Annotated in this window: 19 protein-coding genes; 16 read left to right on the plus strand and 3 right to left on the minus strand. The window is 65.0% G+C overall.

Going from position 1 to position 21847, the window contains the following annotated elements; all coding sequences use genetic code 11:
- Positions 1-7: 7 nt before the first annotated feature.
- The 5 genes from OH799_RS05380 (at position 8) to OH799_RS05400 (ending at position 10545) form a co-directional block, all read left to right on the plus strand.
- Positions 8-382: a hypothetical protein gene (locus tag OH799_RS05380; protein ID WP_406276347.1), complete on the plus strand. Its 375-nt coding sequence runs from the start codon at positions 8-10 to the stop codon at positions 380-382.
- Complete coding sequence (locus tag OH799_RS05385) at positions 360-572, plus strand: hotdog domain-containing protein (RefSeq protein WP_406281824.1); 213 nt, start codon at positions 360-362, stop codon at positions 570-572. The genes OH799_RS05380 and OH799_RS05385 overlap by 23 nt, the downstream gene beginning before the upstream one ends.
- Before the next feature lie 466 nt (positions 573-1038).
- On the plus strand, positions 1039-2634 hold the full coding sequence (locus OH799_RS05390; protein WP_406276349.1) for an acyl-CoA carboxylase subunit beta: 1596 nt from the start codon (positions 1039-1041) through the stop codon (positions 2632-2634).
- A 58-nt stretch (positions 2635-2692) separates the two neighbouring features.
- Complete coding sequence (locus OH799_RS05395; RefSeq protein WP_406276351.1) at positions 2693-9817, plus strand: SDR family NAD(P)-dependent oxidoreductase; 7125 nt, start codon at positions 2693-2695, stop codon at positions 9815-9817.
- Between the two features lie 269 nt (positions 9818-10086).
- Entirely contained in the window at positions 10087-10545 is a 459-nt protein-coding gene (locus tag OH799_RS05400; protein WP_406276353.1) for a pyridoxamine 5'-phosphate oxidase family protein, read from the plus strand.
- Between the two features lie 74 nt (positions 10546-10619).
- Here the strand turns inward: OH799_RS05400 and OH799_RS05405 are convergent, their stop codons facing one another.
- The gene (locus OH799_RS05405; RefSeq protein WP_357264540.1) at positions 10620-10892 is read right to left on the minus strand and encodes a ubiquitin-like small modifier protein 1; all 273 of its coding nucleotides are present in this window, start codon (positions 10890-10892) and stop codon (positions 10620-10622) included.
- A gap of 5 nt (positions 10893-10897) precedes the next feature.
- Positions 10898-11995, minus strand: coding sequence for a WD40/YVTN/BNR-like repeat-containing protein (locus tag OH799_RS05410; RefSeq protein ID WP_406276356.1), 1098 nt, complete (start codon positions 11993-11995; stop codon positions 10898-10900).
- A gap of 242 nt (positions 11996-12237) precedes the next feature.
- On the opposite strand from OH799_RS05410, the gene OH799_RS05415 reads away from it, so the two are divergent.
- The 3 genes from OH799_RS05415 to OH799_RS05425 all read left to right on the plus strand — a co-directional run bounded on the left by OH799_RS05415 (position 12238) and on the right by OH799_RS05425 (position 15257).
- Positions 12238-12837, plus strand: coding sequence for a hypothetical protein (locus OH799_RS05415; protein ID WP_406276358.1), 600 nt, complete (start codon positions 12238-12240; stop codon positions 12835-12837).
- A 249-nt stretch (positions 12838-13086) separates the two neighbouring features.
- Complete coding sequence (locus OH799_RS05420; RefSeq protein ID WP_406276360.1) at positions 13087-14595, plus strand: FAD-dependent monooxygenase; 1509 nt, start codon at positions 13087-13089, stop codon at positions 14593-14595.
- Positions 14592-15257, plus strand: coding sequence for a TetR/AcrR family transcriptional regulator (locus OH799_RS05425; protein WP_406276362.1), 666 nt, complete (start codon positions 14592-14594; stop codon positions 15255-15257). Before OH799_RS05420 ends, OH799_RS05425 begins: the two co-directional genes overlap by 4 nt.
- Before the next feature lie 39 nt (positions 15258-15296).
- Here OH799_RS05425 and OH799_RS05430 read toward each other — a convergent pair whose 3' ends face one another.
- A complete protein-coding gene (locus tag OH799_RS05430) occupies positions 15297-15515 on the minus strand; it encodes a hypothetical protein (protein WP_406276364.1) in 219 nt (72 codons plus the stop codon).
- Positions 15516-15680: 165 nt separating this feature from the next.
- On the opposite strand from OH799_RS05430, the gene OH799_RS05435 reads away from it, so the two are divergent.
- From OH799_RS05435 to OH799_RS05470, 8 genes are all read left to right on the plus strand, one after another.
- On the plus strand, positions 15681-16007 hold the full coding sequence (locus OH799_RS05435) for a hypothetical protein (protein ID WP_406276366.1): 327 nt from the start codon (positions 15681-15683) through the stop codon (positions 16005-16007).
- On the plus strand, positions 16007-16588 hold the full coding sequence (locus OH799_RS05440; RefSeq protein WP_406276368.1) for a carboxymuconolactone decarboxylase family protein: 582 nt from the start codon (positions 16007-16009) through the stop codon (positions 16586-16588). The genes OH799_RS05435 and OH799_RS05440 overlap by 1 nt, the downstream gene beginning before the upstream one ends.
- A 132-nt stretch (positions 16589-16720) precedes the next feature.
- Positions 16721-16858, plus strand: a complete 138-nt coding sequence (locus tag OH799_RS05445) for a group II intron maturase-specific domain-containing protein (protein WP_406281827.1) — start codon at positions 16721-16723, stop codon at positions 16856-16858.
- A gap of 809 nt (positions 16859-17667) precedes the next feature.
- Entirely contained in the window at positions 17668-17898 is a 231-nt protein-coding gene (locus tag OH799_RS05450; RefSeq protein ID WP_357264514.1) for a hypothetical protein, read from the plus strand.
- On the plus strand, positions 17891-18943 hold the full coding sequence (locus OH799_RS05455; RefSeq protein WP_406276370.1) for a polyprenyl synthetase family protein: 1053 nt from the start codon (positions 17891-17893) through the stop codon (positions 18941-18943). The genes OH799_RS05450 and OH799_RS05455 overlap by 8 nt, the downstream gene beginning before the upstream one ends.
- A 50-nt stretch (positions 18944-18993) precedes the next feature.
- Positions 18994-20148: an oxygenase MpaB family protein gene (locus OH799_RS05460; RefSeq protein WP_406276372.1), complete on the plus strand. Its 1155-nt coding sequence runs from the start codon at positions 18994-18996 to the stop codon at positions 20146-20148.
- A gap of 78 nt (positions 20149-20226) precedes the next feature.
- Positions 20227-20979, plus strand: a complete 753-nt coding sequence (locus tag OH799_RS05465) for a hypothetical protein (protein WP_406276374.1) — start codon at positions 20227-20229, stop codon at positions 20977-20979.
- Between the two features lie 37 nt (positions 20980-21016).
- Entirely contained in the window at positions 21017-21838 is an 822-nt protein-coding gene (locus OH799_RS05470) for a hypothetical protein (RefSeq protein ID WP_406276376.1), read from the plus strand.
- The last annotated feature ends 9 nt before the right edge of the window (positions 21839-21847 follow it).

Below are 21847 nucleotides of genomic sequence, written 5' to 3' on the forward strand. Positions count from 1 at the left end.
GAACGTCATGGCACATAAAGACCAGGCGACGATCGAAATGTCCAATGGCAGCAAGCCTGAGGTCACGAATCAAAACCAGGCCGACTCCGCGGTGCAGACCAGGACTTACAACTGGACCGACCCTATGGCAGATCTTGCCGCAATCGCCGAGTTGGCCAAGCGCAGCGGCCTCGAGCAGATCCAGGCGATCGCGGACGGCCGCATCGCGAAGTGTCCCGCGGCGAGTCTGATCGACGGGGGAGACATAGCGGCCCGCGAGGGGTGGGTCGAGGTGACCATGCGGGCACAGAAAATCCACTACAATCCGTCCAGTACGGTGCACGGTGGCGTATTGACCATAATGCTCGACACCGCCGCGGCTGCGCGGTCCGGACGACGCTGAAGCCGGGCGAGGCGAGGTCCACACCACACTTGATCTCACGGTGAAATACCTGCGCCCTGCGACAGAGGACTCCGGCCTACTTCGGTGCGAGACAACCGTAATCAACCGCGGCCGTCGGACCGCCCTCGCCCAGACCCAGGTCGTAACGAGGCAGGCCGTCTCATCGCCCACGCCACCTCGAGCTACGTGATCCTGGCCCCCAACAGCTGAGACCCATCGAAACCCAGCGGGCGAAAAGCAGTACAGAGGCCGCCGCAGCTACCCGGCACCACAATATGACGACCCCATACCTCACCACACCGCGCCTGAACAGGAACTACGCGAATTTCGCTGGATTTTCGGCGATTACTATCGAGACCCCAGCTCGTCATGGGCCAACGATGACCGGTCACCAGCGGGGGTGGGACACCGCAGCGAACGGCGTCGCCGGACTCATGTCAGCCGGTCCCGAAAGTTTACTGCCACAGGTACATTCATTACACGCGCCGACACATCGTGCCGTCAACGACACCACGCCACCATCAAATATGAGACTGAGCCGACGACCTGGATAGACCGGTCGTTCCCATGGACGGTGAACACGCTGGTAGACACAGGCTCGAGCGGATCGTTACCTTCGCGAGCATGAGTCCTGTCAGCGTGCGAGGTCATCTGCGATGAGCGACGATCCGGTCGCGGACAGGAACGTCACGGGGCGTGCCGAGCGTAGTCGTGCAACGGCGGCGAAGCTCGCAGAGCTTGATGACCTCATGGTCAGGTCGCAATGCCCTGGGACTCCGCGGGCGATTGCCCGGCAGCGCTCGCGCGGCAAGAAGACCGCCCGGGAACGTATCGCACTGCTTCTTGATCCGGGTTCTTTCGTCGAACTCGACGCGTTCGCGCGGAACCATTCGACTGATTTGAATGTGGGTGACGACGTGTACGGTGACGGTGTCGTCACCGGCCACGGCACGGTGAACGGCAGGTTGACGGCGGTGTTCGCCCAGGACTTCACTGTCTTGGGTGGCACGCTCGGGAAGGTGCACGGCGAGAAGATCTGCAAGATTCTGGATCTGGCCGCCAAGGCGGGCTGTCCGGTGGTGGGCATCAACGACGGAGCCGGCGGGCGCATCCAGGAAGGGGTTGTTGCGCAGGCGCTTTACGGCGAGATCTTCTTCCGGAACGTTCGCATGTCCGGCGTTGTTCCGCAGATCTCGATCATTATGGGCCCATGTGCTGGGGGTGCGGCGTATTCGCCATCGCTCACCGATTTTGTCGTGATGGTGGACAAGACCTCCCATATGTTCGTCACCGGCCCGGACGTACTGGCCGTCGCTATGGGCGAGCGCGTGGGGCTGGAAGAACTCGGCAGCGCACGAGTGCACAACTCCCGCTCCGGCAACGCGCACCACCTTGCCGTGGACGAGGAAGACGCGATCGCGTACGTCCGGGATCTGCTGGCCTACTTGCCCGCCAGCAATAACGACCTCCCGCCGGTCTACGCCGCTGGGAAGGACCCGGACGGGGCAGTGCTTGACTCAGTGGTCCCCGAATCTGTGCACACGCCGTATGACATGTATGTGGTGGTGAACGCCATCGTGGACGACGGAGACTTCCTCGAAGTGCAGCCACTGTTTGCGCCCAATATCATTTGTGCCCTGGGCAGCATCGGCGGGTATACGGTTGGCATCGTGGCGAATCAGCCACTGAAATCCGCAGGATGTCTGGACATCGATGCGTCCGAAAAGGCCGCGAGATTTGTGCGAACCTGCGATGCCTTCAATATCCCGATTGTGACACTGGTCGATGTGCCAGGATTTCTCCCTGGTTCCGATCAGGAATGGAACGGCATTATCCGGCGCGGCGCGAAACTGCTGTACGCGTATGCGGAGGCCACCGTGCCGAAGATCACGACGATAATCCGCAAGGCCTACGGCGGAGCATACGTCGTCATGGGCTCGAAGCACCTACACGCGGATGTTTGCTTTGCCTGGCCCACTGCCGAGATCGCCGTGATGGGAGCGGAGGCTGCCAGCAACATTCTGCACCGCGACCACATTGCCGCCGCAGCGGATCCGGAAGGTCTCCGCCGCAGGCTGATCACCGAGTACGACCAAACCCACTGCACACCCTACCGGGCCGCCGAACGCGGATACGTCGATGCGGTGATCACCCCCTCCGAAACACGGCGAAATATTGCCACCGCACTGCGCATCATGAACGACAAACGAGAGCCGTCGCCTCCGAAGCGGCACGGAAACATCCCGCTGTAGAAATACCTTCTCCGTTGCGACGACACGAACCGGAGTGGCTCCCGGAAAGGAAAGACCGATGGTTATCGGCGACATCTCGCACCTGCTCGTGGACGACACGCGTCGACTGAACGAGCATATCGCTGTCGTCGGGATGGCCTGCCGAATGCCGGGGGAGGTCGATTCGGCGGATGATCTGTGGCGGCTTCTGATCGAGAAACGGGATCCGGTCCGCGAGGGACCCTTCGACCGATGGGATGTTGACGCGTTCTACGACCCCGATCGAGAGGCACCGGGTCGTTCGAACACCCGCTGGGCGGCCACATTGGACGACATCACCGGTTTCGATGCCGCCTTCTTCGGCATATCGCCCGCGGAGGCGGCCTCGATGGACCCTCAACATCGGCTCCTACTGGAGGTTTCCTGGGAAGCTTTGGAGCATGCCGGCATCCCGCCACGCGACGTGATGGGAACCCAGGGCGGTGTCTTCGTCGGGATCTGGAGCCAGGACAACTCCGTGCGTCTCGGCACGCACTACCAGAACATCGATGCCTACGCCGCGACTGTCGGGAACGTGCACAGTACGGCGGCGGGACGTGTCTCCTACATGCTCGGACTGCACGGACCCTGTGTCGCCATCGACACAGCCTGCTCATCATCACTGGTCGCGACCCATCTGGCCGTCCAGAGCTTGCGGACCGGCGAGTCCGATTTCGTGCTGGCCGGCGGTGTGAACGTCATGCTGAGCCCGGAGTTCATGCTCTCCGGAACCCGGTGGGGAATGTTCTCGGCCACCGGGCGCTGTCATGCCTTCGACGCCCGCGCAGACGGCCTGGTACGAAGCGAAGGCGCCGGAATCGTTGTGCTCAAACGTCTTTCGGACGCGCAGCGCGACGGGGACCGGGTGTTGGCGGTAATCCGCGGCTCCGCGATCAACCAGGACGGGCGGTCGCAGGGACTGGTCCATCCGTCTGAGGACGCGCAACGCATGGTGTACTCCGCAGCGGTCGCACAGGCAGGTATCGACCCCGGCCTGGTGGGGCTGGTGGAGACCCACGGTCCCGGCACGCCGGTCGGCGACCCGATCGAGTTCCGTGCGCTGTCGCCGGTCTACGGGGACGGTGTGGGACGATGCGCGCTCGGTTCGGTGAAATCCAATATCGGCCATCTCGAATCGGCCTCGGGAATCGCGGGCTTCATCAAGGCCGTACTCGCTCTCCAGCACGGTGTCATTCCGCCGAATCTGCACTTCCAGCGGTGGAACCCGAAGATCTCCCCGGACGGTACCCGTTTCTTCGTGCCGACAGAGCCGACTGTGTGGCCGGTGGACGCGCCCACCCGGCTGGCGGCGGTGTCCTCGTTCGGCTTCAGTGGCACCAACGCTCATATTGTTCTGGAGGAGTACTCGGACCGACCGGCTGCTGCACAAGTGCGGAGCGAGACCGCGCCGCGCCCGGTCCTGGTGCCGTTGTCGACCACGGCCCCGGAGATGCTCAGCGCGGCCGCTGCACGGCTTTCTCGCTGGCTGACCGACACGCGCGGCCGGGTCGAACTCGGCGATGTGGTGCACACCCTCGCGGTGCGGCGCTCACATCACCGCGCGCGGACAGGCGTGGTCGCCGAGTCTGTGGATGAGCTCGTCGGAGCACTGGACCGGATCGCCGCAGGCGGCGATGAGGATGATTCGCTCGGCGGCACGGTGCGCGATGCTGCTGGCGCGGGTGCGGTCTGGGTGTTCTCCGGACAGGGGTCGCAGTGGGCCGGCATTGGCCGCCGCCTGCTCGAGGATGAGCCGGTTTTCGCCGCCACGATCGCTGAACTGGAGCCGCTGATCTCCGCCGAGGCGGGCTTCTCGGTGACCAACACGCTGCGCGCCTCGACGGAGGTCACTCGGATCGACCGTATCCAGGTTTGCCTGTTCGCCACTCAGGTGGCGCTGGCCGCAGTCTGGCGATCTCTCGGCGTGCGGCCCGGAGCAGTGCTCGGCCATTCCATGGGAGAGGTGTCGGCCGCGGTCGTCTGCGGTGCGCTGTCGATAGCGGACGGTGTACGAGTCAGTTGCCGCCGTGCGGCTGCGCTGATCCCGCTGGCCGGCACGGGGGCGATGGCGTCGGTGGACCTGCCCCACCAGCAGGTAGAGGAGGAACTGCGTCAGGTCGACGATGTCACGGTCGCCGTGATCTCGTCTCCACGTGCCACTGTGGTCGCGGGCGGTCCCGAACCGGTACGGCACGTTGTCGAGCGCTGGCAGATCCGCGGACTGACAGCCCGGTTCATCGCCTCCGACGTGGCGGCTCACGGGCCGCACCTGGATCCCTACGCGCCCCTGCTGATCGGTGCGCTATCCGATATCCGCCCGCAACATCCTGCTGTGCCGTTCTACTCCACCGTGACCGACGATCCCCGACAATCGGTCATCTTCGACGGTGCCTACTGGGCGGACAACCTTCGCAGACCAGTCCGGTTCGCTGACGCGGTCCGGGCCGCCGCCGAGGACGGCCATGTCGTGTTCCTCGAGGTCTCGGTCCATCCCATCGTCGGCCACGCGATGCGAGAAACACTCCAGGACATTGATAGCGACGCGGTGGTCGCGCACACCGTCCGCCGCGACAACGACGATCTGCGCACGATCACGGGCCAGTTGGCCCGCCTCTACGTCGCAGGCGTGCCCATCGACTTCGGCCGGCGCCATACGAGCGGAATGCTCGTCGATGCCCCGGCGACCACATGGAATCGGACCCGCCATTGGGTGGATCTGCCTCTGCCACACCCCGCGCGCCAAGTCACGGCGCAGATTCGGCCACCGCTGCTCGGCGTGCACACTGCCGTGCCCGAGCCCGGCCGCCGACACCTCTGGCAGGTCGATATCGGGACACAGGCACAGAGATGGCTCGCCGAGCACCGAGTGGAAGGCGTCACAGTACTTCCCGGAGCGGCGTACTGCGAGACCGCGCTGGCTGCGGGGATCGAGTTCTTCGACTGCGACGTAGCGCACGTCCTGCTGTCCGATATGCGTTTTGTCCAGCTACTGCCGTTGGAGGAGCACACGACGCTGTACACGTCGCTCACTCCGCGCAGTGACGATACAGCTGTCGTCGAGATGCTCAGCAAGGGCGACGGCGACGACGACTGGCTCGTCCACGCGACCGCTGAATTGAGGTATCTGCCGCAGGACACTCGTCCCGAGCCGGTCGACCCGACCTCCTTGAACGCGTTGTATGACGAGCGGATCGACGTCGAGAGCCGCTACGCGGAACTACGCGCCGACGGTTACCATCACGGCCCGGCCTTCGCTGCAGTCGAGACCCTGCGACGGTCGGCTGACGAGGGAATGCTCGCGCGGGTCAGCGTGCCGCCCGCGGCCCGTGCACTCGCCGGCCCGGTCAGTGTGCATCCGGTCCTGCTCGACGGATGTCTGCAGACGCTCCTCGTCGAGGCGATCGACGCGACAGGCAGCGCCGGGAACCAGTTGCTTTTCCCCGTCGGCGTGAGATCGTTGCGTGTCTTCGACACCGGTCCGATCGCGGCGTACTGCCAGACGACGCTGGTGTCGACGTCGGCGGATGGACCAACAGGAATCCTGCGGTTGCTGGCAGACGACGGAGCAGTGGTGGCCGAAGCGACCGATGTACGGTTCGCGCCGATGCAGCGGCAGCGGCCTGCCTCCCGGCATGAGCGATTGTTCCATGAGGTCCGGTGGGCGTCGTTGCCGCTGGAAGGATCGGGCTCGGCTCGCGGAAGCTGGCTGGTACTCGGCGACAACGCCGATCCGCTGTCGGCAGCTTTGCACGCTGAACTGGTCGCGTCCGACGTGACCGCCACGCTGCTCAGCGCCGACGGTCCGCGCGAGTCGTGGCCTATGGCGGCAATAACGGAAACGTTGGCTACCGCAACGGATGTCGTCTTCCTCCCGGCCGCGGCGGTGGCGGCGGAATCGGAAATCCCGGACCTGTGCCGTAGCGCGGTCATGCGTGTGGTCGATCTGGTCGGGCTACTCTCGGAGTCCGAGACTGTGCCCCGGTTGTGGATCGTCACCCAGGGCGCGCACACCATCATCGCAGATGAAGTGCCCGCATTGGTGCAGGGCGGGTTGCGCGGAGTCGCCCGAGTGGCGATGTGCGAATATCCGGGGCTGCGCACGACCCTGGTCGACGTGGAACCGGGCATCGGCTCGGTGCGCAATCTAGTCGCCGAGTTCTTCGCCGGCGGCTCCGACGACGAAATCGCCTGGCGGAGCGGCCGGAGGTGGGCGGCGCGGCTGGCGAACAACCGGATCAGCGACGGGACCTGGCAGACCCGGCCGCGGCGGACTCGGCGGTACGGCCAGGACCGCATCTCCCTCGACATCGCCCGACCTGGAGACCTGGACACGATCGGCCCGGTCGCCCGACCGCGCTGCGAGCCTGCACGTGGAGAGGTCGAGATCCAGACGACGGCGATAGGGCTGAATTTCGCCGATGTCATGCACATGCTGGACATGTTCCCCGACCTGCACGGTACCTCCGGCAGGCTCGGCCTGGAGTGCTGCGGCGTCATCACCGGCATCGGTCCCGGCGTCGATCACCTACGAGTTGGTGACCGTGTGATGGCGTTCCACGACGGCACCGCCGACACGTTCGTCACCTTACCCGCCGAAGTGGTCGTTCCAGCGCCCGACGAGATGACAGACGTCCAAGCCGCTGGCGTGCCTGCTGCTCACCTGACCGCCTGGTACGCGCTCACGCGAGTTGCTCGGCTCACCGCCGGTGAGCGGATCCTCGTTCATGCGGGAACCGGGGGTGTCGGCCTGGCCGCGATCGCCATCGCACGGTCTCTTGGTGCGGAGGTTCTCGCCACGGCCGGCAGCGACCGCAAGCGCGCTTACCTCCGCGACCTCGGCGTGCAGCATGTGATGGACTCCCGGTCCTCGGAGTTCGCTGCCCAGACTCTCGCCGCGACCGGTGGCGAGGGAGTCGACGTGGTACTGAATTCGCTGTCCGGACCATTGCTGTTCGCGGGGCTGGACGTCCTGAACCTCGGCGGGCGGTTCATCGAGATCGGCAAACGCGATATCTACGCCAACGCCAAGCTTGGTCTGCTGGCGCTGCGCCGCAACATCACCGTAGCCGCAGTTGATCTGGCCGTTCTCGGCCGCGAACGCCGTCCGCTGATCCACGAACTGCTGCGTGAACTACGGGACGAGTTCACCGCCGGCCGGCTGAACCCGCCTGCCTGCACTCAGTTTCCGTTCACTGACGCAGCGACAGCGCTGCGGCACATGGCGGCCGCCAAACACATCGGGAAGCTGGTCTTGACCGTACCGCAGCACGGCGAGATCGAAGTGGCACTTCCCTCCCACACGATGCCAATCGTGCGACGCGGTGGCAGCTACATCATCACCGGAGGACTCGGAGGACTCGGCCTGGAAATCACCCGCTGGCTCGCCGACCACGGCGCCGGCAGGATTGTGCTCAATGGCAGGTCGGCACCGTCGCAGGCCGCGGTTGCCGCACTTGCCGAAATCCGCGCAAGCGGTGTACAGATCGACCTCGTCCGCGGCGACATCGCCGGACCCGGTGTGGCCGATAGGCTCGTCGCGGCGGCGACCGCGGGCCGAGCGGCGCTTTCCGGAGTCCTGCACGCCGCGACCGTCCTCGATGACGGTGCCCTGGCCCGTCTGAACACCCGCCGCCTCGACCAAGTGTGGCGGCCGAAAGTAACCGGAGCCTGGCGGCTGCACGAGGCGACGGCCGGGCACTCACTCGACTGGTTCGTTTTGTTCTCCTCAATAGCATCGCTGCTCGGAAGTCCAGGACAGGGCAACTACGCCGCGGCAAACGACTGGCTCGACTCCTTCGCTCGATGGCGACGGGCGCGAGGACTGCCCGCTCTGGCGATCAACTGGGGAGTCTGGGGGGAGGCCGGTCGGGCCACCCAGCTGGGCCATCACGGATACGCCGCGTTCACCACCGCTGAGGGCCTGCGTTCTCTGGAAGAACTGATCGATCACGAGCGGACCAACGCGGGCGTATTCGTTTACGACCCCGAACATTGGTTTCACACTGCCCCCGCCGCAGCCGAGTCCGCCTTTTTCGCTGACATGCCGATCACGTCGGCGGCCGAATCTGTCGGCGTCGACGACACCTCCGGCGTCAACGCCCGGCTCCGGGCGGCACCGCTCGATGAGCGCGGCAAGCTCGCCCTGAATTACCTCGGTGGGTGCATGCAGGCGATCCTCGGGCTGAGCACCGCATCAGTCGACTCGACCACACTGCTGTCCGACCTCGGATTCGACTCGCTCACCGCCCTACAACTGCGCAACCGCCTCGAAACTGACCTGCATGTGAAGATCCCCGCCACCATCGTGTGGACCCACCCCAGCGCGGGCGAACTCGTCGGTTACCTCCTGGAACGTCTCGACCTGGAGACCCGGACGGACTACGACCTGCAGACCAAAGCTGCGTCCTCCATCACCCGCGCCGTAACCGGACGCTGGTTCCGCACGTTCGCTCCGCGCCTCGGCACAGCGACACGGCTCTACTGCTTCCCGCATGCCGGGGGTTCGGCATCGACCTATCTGCCCTGGATCGACCTGCTCCCCGAGCACATCGAGTTGCACGCGATCCAGTTGCCCGGACGTGAAGACCGCGCAGAAGAGCATCCGCGAAGCGACCTCCTCGCACTGGCGGAAGAACTATCGACCGCCATCGCCGCGGATTCCGACCAGCGCCGGTTCGCATTCTTCGGGCACTCCGGCGGTAGCCTGCTTGCCTTCGAGACCGCCCGTGCACTCTCGCGCGGCCACAGCACCACACCGGTGGCGCTCGGGCTCTCGGCGATGCCGGCACCCGATGGCCCGGGAATGGCCGAGTTGTCGGAACGCCTCTTCCGCACCCCCAGTCCCGAGGCACTGGAGGCACTGGCCTTCATCCCACCGGAGATCCGGCAGGAAAAAGCTATGTTCGAACGCGCCGCACAGGCGCTGAACTACGACTACACCATGTACCGGGGCTATCGATACACGGCAGATTCGACTCCGCTCGACTGTTCACTCGTCCTGTTCACCGGGGACGACGACCCGCTGTGCAAGCCCGAGCATCTGGAGGGATGGGGCAAACAGGCGACCGGTTCCGTGGCAACACATGTCTACCCCGGAGATCATTTCTACCTCCGAAACCACCTCGCGGAACTTATCGAGCAGCTCGCGAAAACGTTTGAGCAGTAAAGAGATCGCGCCCGGTGTGACTGGTACGGCTGAGGCAATCGCACCGCTCGTCGCGGCTGAATCAGGCAGAGGCACCGACCGCGGTTGATGACAGCGAGCCCAGCACGGGTGACTACTCGTTGTGGGACCACATCTCAGTGGCTCGCGCAGTGCCCCCGGTCCAGGGACTTTCGCCTCTCGCGGCAAGGGTGGTTCGGTTCGCATAGTGAGGACATACACCGGACCGTGGTCGTGCGGCTGCCCGGTCAGACGAGGAATGGGGTACGACGATGTCACAGCTGAGGACATTGACCGAATTGAACGAGGCCGATTGCCGAACGCGGTTGCGCTCAGTTCCGGTGGGTCGGCTCGGCTATGTCGAGAACGGGGTGCCAGTGGTCCGACCCGTCAATTTCTACATGCTGGACGAGAGCATATGGATCTGGACCGTACCCGGCAGCCGCGGCGCGGCCGTCGCGGGCCAGACCGTAGCGTTCCAGATCGACCAGATCGAGCTCGAGACCCGCAGCGGGTGGACAGTACTGGTCAGCGGACCAGCGACCGCGGTCACCGACGTGGACGAACTGGTCGCGGCAGCGGATTTTCCGCGCCGACCGTGGGCGCCGGAGCGCAACGACCAGGTGATCAAAATCCGCATCGACCACATCTCCGGGCTTCGGCTACCACCGAGCACAACTGAGCAATGTGCGACATCCGTGATCGGCCGAGCACAGCAATATCGGCGATAAAGGCTCGGTGAGGTGCACTCATACAGTCCGTGCGTGGGTTCAACGCCCATGGCCTGAGCCAGCGGTGAGCGTAGTCACCCGCCGGCGACCGACGGGATGATCATGACCTCAGTGCCGGTGCCGAGGGGTGTGTCCAGGCCGTCGAGTGTGCGGCACTCGTCGCCATCGACGTAGAAGTTCACGTAGCGACGCAGTTTGCCGCTCTCGTCGCGAAGCCGGCGCTCCAACGCGGGAGACCGCTCGCGCAGGGCGTCCAAGACGTTCCGGAGGGTCGCCCCTTCGACGTCGAATTCCTTTTCGCCGCTGACGTACGTACGCAGCATGGACGGCAAATGCACGCGTGCCATGGCCGTTATCCGATGACTGCTGCCCGCACGCACAACACGTCCGGCAGTTTGTCGACCACGAGCTGCCAGTGTTCACCTTCGTCGGCGCTGCAATAGACCTCGCCGTTGCGGGTGCCGAAGTAGATGCCAGGCGGGTCGGCGTCATCCGCGCACATGGAATCGCGCATGACTGCCGCCCAGAACGGCACCTGTGGGAGCCCGTCGGTCTTCGCGGACCATGTCTCGCCGCCGTCCTCGCTGCGGTACACGGCGCATGTGGCGTCCGGCGGAAATCGGAACCGCTCCATATCCGCGACCAGCGGGAACGTGTAGATCACGCCGGAACGCCGAGGGTGCGCGACGATCGGAAAGCCGAAGTTGGACGCCGGCAACCTGCCGTCGATCGACTGCCAGCTCGCGCCGTCATCGGTGGTGCGGAATACGCCACCGTGGTTCTGCAGATACATGGTGCTCGGCGTCTCGGCGTCCAACGCGACCTTGTGTACGCACTGCCCCCACTCCGGCAACTCGCCCGGCATGAAATCGGCCGTGACGCCCTTGTTCGTCGGCTTCCACGATGCCCCACCATCGGACGTCTGATACACGCCGCCGGTGGACATGGCGACCGCGATCCGTTGTGTGTCTGTCGGATGCGGGAGGACCGTGTGCAACGCCAACCCGCCGCCTCCCGGCGTCCACTCCGGCCGGTGCGGGTGTTCCCAGAGTCCTCTGACCAGCTCGAACGTCCTCCCGCCATCGGTGGAGCGGAACAACGCCGATGGTTCGACGCCCGCGTACACCACCTCCGGCTCGGCGTCTGTCGCGGGCGCGATCTGCCACACACCCTGCACCGCCGCCTCGGTGTCCTCCGGGAACGCCAAAGGTGCATCGTCCGGCTCACTCCACGTCTCGCCGCCGTCGTCGCTGACCACCATCGTCGGCCCGAAATGGCTGTCCAGCACTCCTGCGAGCACGCGTGGCGTCTCCCGCCGAGCGTCGATCGCCAACGCCTTCACGTCGGCTACTGCGAACCGCGGCGCACTCACGTTCCAGCTCGACCGACCGTCCCTGCTACGTGCCAGGAACAACCCTTTGCGCGTCCCGATTCCGAGCAATACGTCCATCGCCGACCTCCATGTCGTCACCGCCACGCCGACGCGAGCGAGCGTACTCCGCAGGAACGACAGGACCCGCCAGAACATGCGAGGCGAGGGGAAGTGTCAAAGGGTGCCCCGCTGGCCGCGCTGGCGTGACATTTCCGCGACCTTTTCGTAATGTAACGGTGACCCGCCCTCGACAGTAACCGGTATTCGACATCATGCCTGGTCGACATCGCAAACGGACCACAGCCTGGAAGCTCACTCCCATGGCCGTGTCTGGCATCGTCGCGACTGTCGCCGTCGTGCTGTGGGTGGTGATCCGACCGAGCCCGGCTGCTCAGCATGCCGCGGCGGCCGATTCGCCGTCGTCGTCTTCCGTCGAAACCGACCTGGCCCCGACTACCGTGCCGTCGACGACTCAGCCGCCTGCGGCGCCGGCGGCCGCAGCCGATCGACCACTACCGTCGGCCAAGAAGGCCGAACAGCACCTGCCCCCAAATCCCTCCGTCCCGTGTTCGACAGAACTCGCCGGCGCACAGCCGCACGTGGCACAGGTGGGCAACCTGCTCAAGAAGACGTTCGGCGTCACCGATATCGGCGGCGCCGTCGGCCGTGGCGACGGCGATCATGGTGCGGGCCTAGCACTCGATTTCATGACATCCGATTCCGCGCGCGGCGACGCGATCGCCGAATTCGTGCTGGCCAATCAGCAGCGTTTCGGTGTGACCTACGTGATCTGGCAGCAGCGGTACAACGACGGCGGCGGTTGGTCGTACATGAAAGACCGTGGAAGTCCAACCGCCAATCACCGCGACCATGTGCATGTGTCCTTCGACCCGGCTGCCGATGTGAACGTAACCTGCTGACTGCGCCGAGCCCGGTCCCGACAATCCGGTCTGGTCGGTGAATCTGCGCGAATGGATGCCGGTAGTTGAGCAGCCTTCGTGCTGCCGCCATACCCGAGGTCCTGAACATCCGCTAAGGCCGAAGCCTGTTCGGCGAAAAATCGTCTGTGGTCGATCACTCAATCTGCGCTGAAGCCGATTGACCGGGCCAGCGCGCATGTGACAGTATTAATATACGCAAACGTAGTCGTATACTAAAAAGGAATGGTGATGGACCGCGTAGACGTGTTGGTGGTGGGGGCGGGCCCGTCCGGTCTGGTGTCGGCGTGCGGGTTGGCCGCACATGGAATTGCGGTTCGTGTCGTCGACCGAGCGAGCGGCCCGGCATCGACTTCCCGAGCGAACATCCTCCACGCGCGAGGCGTCGAGATCCTGCAGCGTTTGGGTGCGATGGGTGATCTACGTGAACGGTCCCTCGCGCCGGTCGGCATGCGCATGTACGTGCGGTCACGTCCGATTGCGACGATGCGGTTCGCGCCGGACGACCGGGAGTCGGTGCAGGCACTGTTTGTGTCGCAGGCCCGGATCGAGGAGCAGCTGCGGCGGCGACTTACCGAGCTGGGCACCGATATCGAGTGGGACACGATGGTCACGGCGGCGACGCAAGATGCCGCTGGTGTGACCGTGGAATTCGCGGACGGGACACGGCTGCGGGCGAAATGGCTGGTCGGTTGCGACGGGGCGCACAGCGTGGTGCGCGGCGCCGCTGGGATCGAGTTCCCCGGAGTTTCGGTGGTGGAACAGTTTCTTCTGGCCGATGCGCACGTGACCTGGGACCGTGACCGCTCCGCATCGGCGGGCTACTATCACCGCGACGGTTTGCTGTTGGCAATTCCCATGCGCGACGCCGACGATGGTGGCGACCTGTGGCGGCTGATGGCCGACGTCCCGGCCGTCGATGGGCAGCTGTCAACTGCGGATATCGTCGCTCGCTTCGAGGAGCTGCTGCCGATACGGGCCGGTGCGACCGGGGTGCGAATCCGTGAAGCGATATGGACCTCGGTATTCCGCATTCACCGACGACTCGCATCCGACTACCGAGCCGGCCGCGTCTTGCTGGCCGGCGACGCCGCGCACATCCACAGCCCGATCGGCGGGCAGGGCATGAACACCGGAATCGGGGACGCCGAGAACCTGGCGTGGAAGCTGTCGCTGGTCGTCAGCGGTCGCGCGGACGAGAGGTTGCTGGACACCTACGCCGCCGAGCGGCGCCCACTGGCCACCGAAGTGCTTCGCACCACCAGCGCGAATACGAAGATCCTCGTCGGCAACGGTGCTGTGGTGCGTTTCGTCCGTGACCGGGTTTTCATTCCGCTGCTCAACTCCCCGAAAGTGCAGCAGAAAGCAACACGCACCGCGTCGCAGCTGTGGGTCGACTACCGGCAAGGCCCCCTGGGTAGCCGCCGCGGCCCTGAACCCCGGCCCGGGGATCGCATACCCGACCGGGAATGTGTGCGCCTCGACGGTAGCGCGACACGGTTGTACACCGAACTGCACCCGGCATGGGTCGTCCTGGCACGCCCAGGCACCGCTCCCGAGGCCTTGACGAATGTGGCCTCGAAACATCTCGCCCCGAACGTCACCATGGTGACCGACACAGCAGCTCCGCAGTCCGCCTTGCTGATTCGCCCCGACGGGCACCTCGCCTGGCGCGGCGATGATCCCGCCGCGCTGCACAGGTGGTTCGCGGATACGTTCTACTCCAGGATTGGGGCATGAGCACCGAGACGCCGCGGCGCGAAGGGCCAGGACGCCCCCGCGACCCCCATGCCGACGCCGCCATCCTGCGCGCCGCCGTCGACCTTCTCATCGAGCGCGGCGTCGAGAACACGAGCATAGAAAGCATCGCCAAACGAGCAGGCGTCGCCAAAGTCACCGTCTACAAACGCTGGAAATCAAAAGAGGACCTGCTTGCCCAGGCGATCGAGCATGCTCGCGAAGACATCCCCGGCGTACCGCTGACCGCATCCGCCACCACCTTGCCCGACACAATCGAGGCGCTGCTACCGGAATGGGGAGCGGCGCTTGCCGACCCCAGGTATCGGCTCCTCTCCGCCCGCCTACTCGGAGCCGGCCCCAGCCACCCCGCGCTGCTCAACGCCTACTGGCACCACCATGCGTTGCCGCGGCGCCAACGTTCCCGCGCTCTCCTCCACCAAGCCCAGGCCTCGGGCGTCCTCTCCCCAACGGCCGACCTTGACATTCTGCTCGACATGCTCAACGGCGCAATCATTCACCATCTCCTGCTGGAACCTGCCCGATCCCAAGCAACCGAAGGCCTGCAGCCATCCGATATATCCGCCTACCTACGCAGGCTCCTGCGACAAGCTGGCTTCATATTCCCCGACGCACCACCACACCCCACCGACTCGGCAGAATAGGCCCTTCCCCGACACCGTCAACGGCACACATCAGACCATCTACACCCCGTAAACGCTGAGCAGGCCCAGGGCGCGGTGGCGGCTCCGTGATCTGCGATGCGCGGCGATCCTGGCGGCGGGTTGAGGCCGAGCGGATTCCAGCTCGGCCAGCTGGTCCAGATAGCGGAGCGACCAGGATTCGAGATCGGCGGCGGAGCGTGCTCGGCGTCCTGCCGCCAGCAGTTCAGCGTTGTCGGCGATCGTGGGCACGTTGGGCAAAGGGGTGAGAGTCAGCGTATAAGACAACTGCCGGAAAGATGTCCGCCCGGTTGCTGCCGGTTCCTGCGGGTACATTTTGTTCCGACGGCGTGTCCTGTTCGGCCGTGCACTGATCGTTATGTACACGAGGGGCGTAGCCGAGCTGGAGAGGAGGCGGAGAGCGCGGTGCCAGATGAGGACAAGAAGCGTGCAGCGCACCGAGCCCTGGTGGATCGTGTCCTGAACGGAGCGGGCAGGGCATCTCCAGAACTGCGAGCGCGTGCCTTCGACAACGTCGCCATCCCACCGTCCTTGCACGCGCTGATCGACAAGGTTGCCACAAGGCCGGGGCAGGTCACCGAAAAGGACTTCGCTGTGGCGAAGGCGTCGGGCTTCAGCGAAGACCAGCTCTTCGAATTGGTGATATCGGCTGCGGTCGGCCAGTCCGCCCGGCTGTATGAAGCGGGACTGGCAGCCCTGGCCGAAGCAACCGTCAACAGCGAGGCCGAATAATGCGACTTGACATCCTCAACCGCGGTTACGGCCCCGGGACCAAGTTGCTGTTCGCACTCATCCGGGTGTTCTCCAGACACCCAGTACCCGACGCCGTCAAGCTGGTCTTCTACCGGCCCGGCTTCTACGGTGCCTGGGCGAAGAAGTTCACTCACGAGGCGATGCGCGGGCCTTCCGCATGGTCGGTAGCTGACCGAGAGCTGATGGCCGCCTTCGTGTCGAAGGTAAACGAGTGCGCGTTCTGCGTCGGCGCACACACCGCGACCGCGGGACAGGCGTACCAGGACGGCGCGAAGGTTCAAGCGGTGCTGTCCGACCTGGAATCGGCCCCTGTCGAGGACGGGCTCCGGGCAACGCTGTGGATGCTCGGCAAGCTGACCCGGGAGGGAAAGGTGGACGCCGACGACATGCGGGAAGTGCTGTTCGCAGGTGTCTCACGTCAGCAGGTCGAGGACGCGCTGGCGGTCTGCGCCGCGTTCAACATGACCGACCGGCTCGCCGATGCCTTCGGCTTCGAACTGCTCAGTCCCGAGAGCTTCGAGGCAGGAGCCAGGTACCTGCTCGAGCGGGGCTACCGATAGCACTGCAGCCCCGCCGTCAGGCTCAGCGGTCAACCGCGGACGATGCGGTTAGCCTTGCCGTGTCGTCCCGCTGGACACGCAGACACGGCAAGGTCCGAAACCTGACGCGCCTCAACTCGCATCGAACATGCCCTGCTACGGCGAATCAATCTCGTCATGCGGGGCTGGTGCAACTATTTCAAGCACGGTGTGTCCCAGCGCACCTTCTGCTACGTCGACCACTTCGCGTCCATGAGGGGTCGTAGCTGCGCAAACGGCATTTCGGTTTGACGTGGGGAACGCTACGCCGCCGATTCCGACCGAACTGACAGATCAGCGACCGCCGCGTCGAGCTGTTCCGACCACGAGAGGTTGCGGTCAGCCGTCACTGATATCGCGGCTCGAAAACTCCTGCACCATGGGCAGATTGGCAACCCGACACCGACCATGTGCCAGCGGCTTGAACATGTGGAGAGCCGGATGCGTGGAGACATGCACGTCCGGTTCGTGTCCGCATCAGTACCTTCGGGGATCCGGTATCCGGACCGGCCGCACGAGCCGAACCAGGGCAGGACGCGGAAACGGATGCGGTCTTTCCTGGTGCCGCATCCGTAAGCTGGAGCGCCCCTACGCGTTTCCGCTGTAAGAGGGCGCTAGACGGTGCACAGGAAGCCGGATCCCTTGCAATACCCGCTGTCTCACGCTAAAGCGGGACACCGACATAGCGGCTCAGGCCTGATCTGCCATCTCGATAGAAGCGAGGCGATCCTGGTGGACGGTGAGAGCGGTGACGCGCAAAGGGCGCCGAAAAAGCCCGAGGACTCAACTTCGCCACGAAACCCACCCTGGCCGCTACGATGATCACCACCGCCATGGCGGTGGGCACCCCGGCGATGATCCGCCGCGACTACAAGACCAACGTCTTCAACTTGTCTGTAGCAAGTTCTCGGCGTGTCCGCGCGGAGCTGATGTCACACTGTGCGTGCCGGGCCGATCTTGTTGGGACAGCACGGTATCGGATCGTTCGCACGAGTGGGGAGCGTGGTCGTATGTCGCAACGGTCTTTTCAGTCCGGATCTCGAGGCGAGGACGCCGTTCTCTTGGCGGCCGGTCTAGCGGATCTAGCGCTGAGCCGTGTCGGCCCGGTGGTGGGCCGGGTGTGGGGGCTGCTGCGGCGGTCGGATGTGGTCGGACTGGCGGGCGACGCGGAAACAGATTTGAAAGCGCGCGGTCGGCTGGCGCTGGACCGGTATACCACCGTGCCGCCTGCCCACTTGGAAATCCTCGCTCAGCGAGTAGTGACGCGACGTGCTGCCTCCGGCGATGTCTGATCGATACGATCCGGATGCGTTCAAAGCCCGCATCGACGCCACGCTCAGGGACTTCGTCGCACAGGAGAACGACCAGCTCCTGATGATCGACCCCCAACTGCGACCGGTGGCCGACCAGATCGTGGTCGCGACAACGCAGGGCAAACGTCTGCGGGCGGCGTTCTGCTACTGGGGTTGGCGGGCATCGGGACAACCGGACAGCGATGCGCTCGTGCGGGCCGCGGCGGCGATGGAATTGGTGCACGCGGCGGCCAGTGTGCACGACGACATCATCGACGACAGCCCGCTGCGGCACAGTCTGCCCACCGCGCATATCGCCCTGCGTACCCCGCTGCGCGGTCGTCCGAGCGCCAAGAAGTCCGCCAGGGCGCTCGCCATGCTGGTCGGCGATCTGTTGATGGCCTTGGCCGGAGAGCTGTTCATCGCGAGTGGTCTGCCGGCGGCCTATCTGTCGCGTGCGCGTCCGCACTGGGCCGCTCTGGCGAGGGAATTGATCGCGGGGGAGTGCCTGGAGATCATCTGGACCGGTGCAGCACCGAATACCAGTGAATCGTTGAAGGTGATCCGGTACAAGACCGCCAAGTACACCGTCGAGCAGCCGCTGCTCATCGGCGGTGCGTTGGCCGGTGCAAGTGACCGCCTGCTGAAAGTGTTCTCCGCGTATGGATTACCGCTGGGCGATGCGTTTCAGTTGCGCGACGACCTGCTGGGCCTGTTCGGCGATCCGGTGCGGACCGGCAAGGCGAGTCTCGACGATCTCCGCACCCGCCGCCCGACCGCCCTGCTCGCCGAAACCTGGCGGGCCGCCGACGACGTACAGCGAAAACAGCTGCACAATTTGCTGGATCGGCGCGACTTGGGTCCCGAGGATCTACACGAAATGCGTGATCTGATGAATCATGTCGGATCCCCGATCCGCATCGAACAGATGATTACCGCCCGGGTCGAGGAGGCCACTCGCGCGCTGGTCGGCGTGGATGTTCCAGCGACCGCCACGCGAGCACTGACCGAACTCGCGCATGCTGCGTCCATACGCATGCACTGACACCGGCATAGCACGTCCGCCGTCTCGCCCGTCGCTGTGAGGAGCGCCTGATGACCTACACCCGCGCGTCGATGGACGCATTGCGGCAGTACGGTGACGAACTCGCCGACGCCACCGTGGCTACTTTGTTCGAACGCGGCGAGGTCGGCAAGCTCAATGCGCTCATGCGCTACGTCTCCGCCGCAGGCGCGCCCCTACCGGACGATCTGCCCGACGTCGCCCGGGAGTACCTGCACGAAACCGCCACCCCGCCATCGTGGGTGGACTGGAGTGAGATGGAGAAGGCCCGACTGTTCTTCATCGACAACAACGTGCACATCTCCACGGCACTGTCCTTTGCGGCCATGCCCGCTTGCTACCTCATCCCGCACATCGCGAAACTGCTGTCGGCCACCCACTCGCTGGCATACCCCGCCAATCGCATGGCCGAGACCGGCCAGTTCACCGTGTACCTCATGCAGCCGGACGCCTTCGAGGCAAGCGGGCGCTTCATCCCCGCCGCCCAGAAGGTCCGGCTGTTGCACGCGTCGATTCGCCACCACCTTGCACGGGAAAACCAGTGGGATACAGTCGCATTGGGCGCACCTATCTGCCAGGAGGACATGATCGGCGGCCAGTTGCTCTTCTCGTTGCTCGTGCTGGACAGCCTGCATCGGCTCAACATTCACATGAGCGTCGACGGCGCCGAGGCCTACTTCTATGCCTGGCGCGTCGTCGGCGCCATGCTTGGGGTCGATCAGACGCACGCGCCCCAGAACCTGCAATCCGCCCAGCAATTCCTCGACACATACCTGACGCGCTACATCGGCCCCAGCGAAGAAGGGACCCACCTCACTCGCCAACTCATCGATCTCTACGAGGACGTCGTCCCGGGCACCCTCTTCGACCCCCTCGTCTCCGCGCTGATCCGCTATCTCATCGGCGACACTTGTGCCGACTGGCTGCAAGTGCCGCGCACCGCATGGGATGCCGCCGTCAAAGCCGTCCCCAGCGGCCTCGGTCTCCTCGAAACCCTGGAAGACAGTTCTCCTTTGGGAGCCTGGGCACTGGACCACCTCGGCCGACTCACCACCGTCTTCGAACTCAGCTCCCTGACCCGCGGTCGAGTCATGCACTATGCCATCCCCGAACATCTCAAAAAAGACTTCGGTGTCTCCTCCGCCCGGCTACGTACCCATCGCTGGACACCCCCACCCGCCACATGATCGTCGTCAACTTCTGCCCCTCAACACAAGTCGTGATTCCACGTGGCCGAACGGCTGCCCCGGGATATGGAGCACCACATGGTTCTGCAATGGGCCCTGCCCGTTCTGTCCGCGCTCGTCGCGGTGTCCGTCCTCATTCTGGCGAACCGGCTACGCCCGAAGTCGTGGCGTAAGAATGAGGAAGGAGGTGGCGACGGATTTGTCCTCGACATCATCAGTACGTTCTTCACTGCGGTGGTCGCGTTGGTGGTGGTGATCGGCTGGCAGAACTACGACAACGCACACAACCACACTGTTGCCGAGGCCAAAGCGCTGGTCGGAGTCCACTCTGCCGCGGACGCACTGCCGCAGGCAGAACGCGATCGGATCCAGGGGCTCGTGCGCGACTACACCACGCAGGTGTTGGACCACGAATGGCCGGTCATGGCACAGAAACACCGGCTCAGCGAATCGACCCAGCAGACGTTCGACACGCTGCGCGCCGAGGCGGCCGCTCTGCGCGACGCCGACGACAATGTCCGCTCCAGCGTTTTGGCCAGTCTCGACGGAGTAGCGCAAGCCCGGTACGACCGCGCGATGGACGCGAGCTTGTCGATACCCGGGTTCCTGTACGCGGCCCTGTGGTTCGGAACGGCGTTGTTGCTGCTGCGCATGGTGCTGGCGGGCCAGGACGTCACCAGGCGGAGCTTGCTCATGACCGCCGTGCTCGGTGTCGTGGTCGGCTGGGTGATCCTTGCGATCTACAGCCTCGATCGGCCGCTCTCCGGCGGCAGCGTTGTACCGCGGGACGCCTTCGAACTGGCGTTGACCCGTTTCCGACACGGGAGTTGACCAACCTCCAGGTATGCGACAGACGAGGTATGTGCACATGGCATCGCCGATAGACATGATGCGAATCCGCAGGCTCACCGCGGGATTCGCCTTCCTTCCACTGACCGCCGCGGCTGCTGTTCTAACGGCGCCACCTGCCGCCGCTGATCCGCCGGCCTGGCCGTCTCTCGGCGATCTCACCTCCGGTAGTGCGACGGGCGAGACCTCGGTCACTACAGGTGCCGACGAGGTCGGCAACGAGTTGGCGCTCGCGCCACCTGCCCATGCTGTCTTGCCCGCCACTGGAAGCGCGGTGCCGCAAAACATTTTGACTGATAGCACAGAAGGCGCAGGCACTCCACTGGCTCTCGGACCGGCGGCGCCCGAAGCGGTTGGTTCGAGCGACGCCCTCGGTCTCGATTCCGGTAGCGTGCAGGCAGCCTGTACAGGCAGCGCGGCCACCGGCAGTGCATTGATCATGCTCGGATCGGTCACCGGCAGTTGGTGGTCCGAGTCCGCACTCGGGAGTGCGGTTGTAGGCAGCGCGGCCACCGGGAGCGCGCTGCTGACCTGTTTGTTGCTGCTGCCGGATGCTCCGCCACCTGATTCCTATCCCGACATCCCGCTACAACTGGGCCCGCCGCAGCCGGATTCACCAATGCTCGCGCCACCTCCCCCCGCCCCGGCTCCACTGCCTCTACCGCCGACCGAGCCACGGATCCCAGCCGTCATCGCAGGGGCCCCCACCTACCAGCAGCCATTGGTAATGCCGGTTCGCCATCCAGTGGCCTGGAACGTGCTGCAATTGATCACCGTCATGGTGGTGGCAGTCCTCACGGCAACGCATGGTCGAATCACCCACGCCCGCAACCGTTCCTGACCTCCGACA

Origin of the sequence: Nocardia sp. NBC_00881 (assembly GCF_045207455.1) — a bacterium.
GTDB lineage: Bacteria > Actinomycetota > Actinomycetes > Mycobacteriales > Mycobacteriaceae > Nocardia.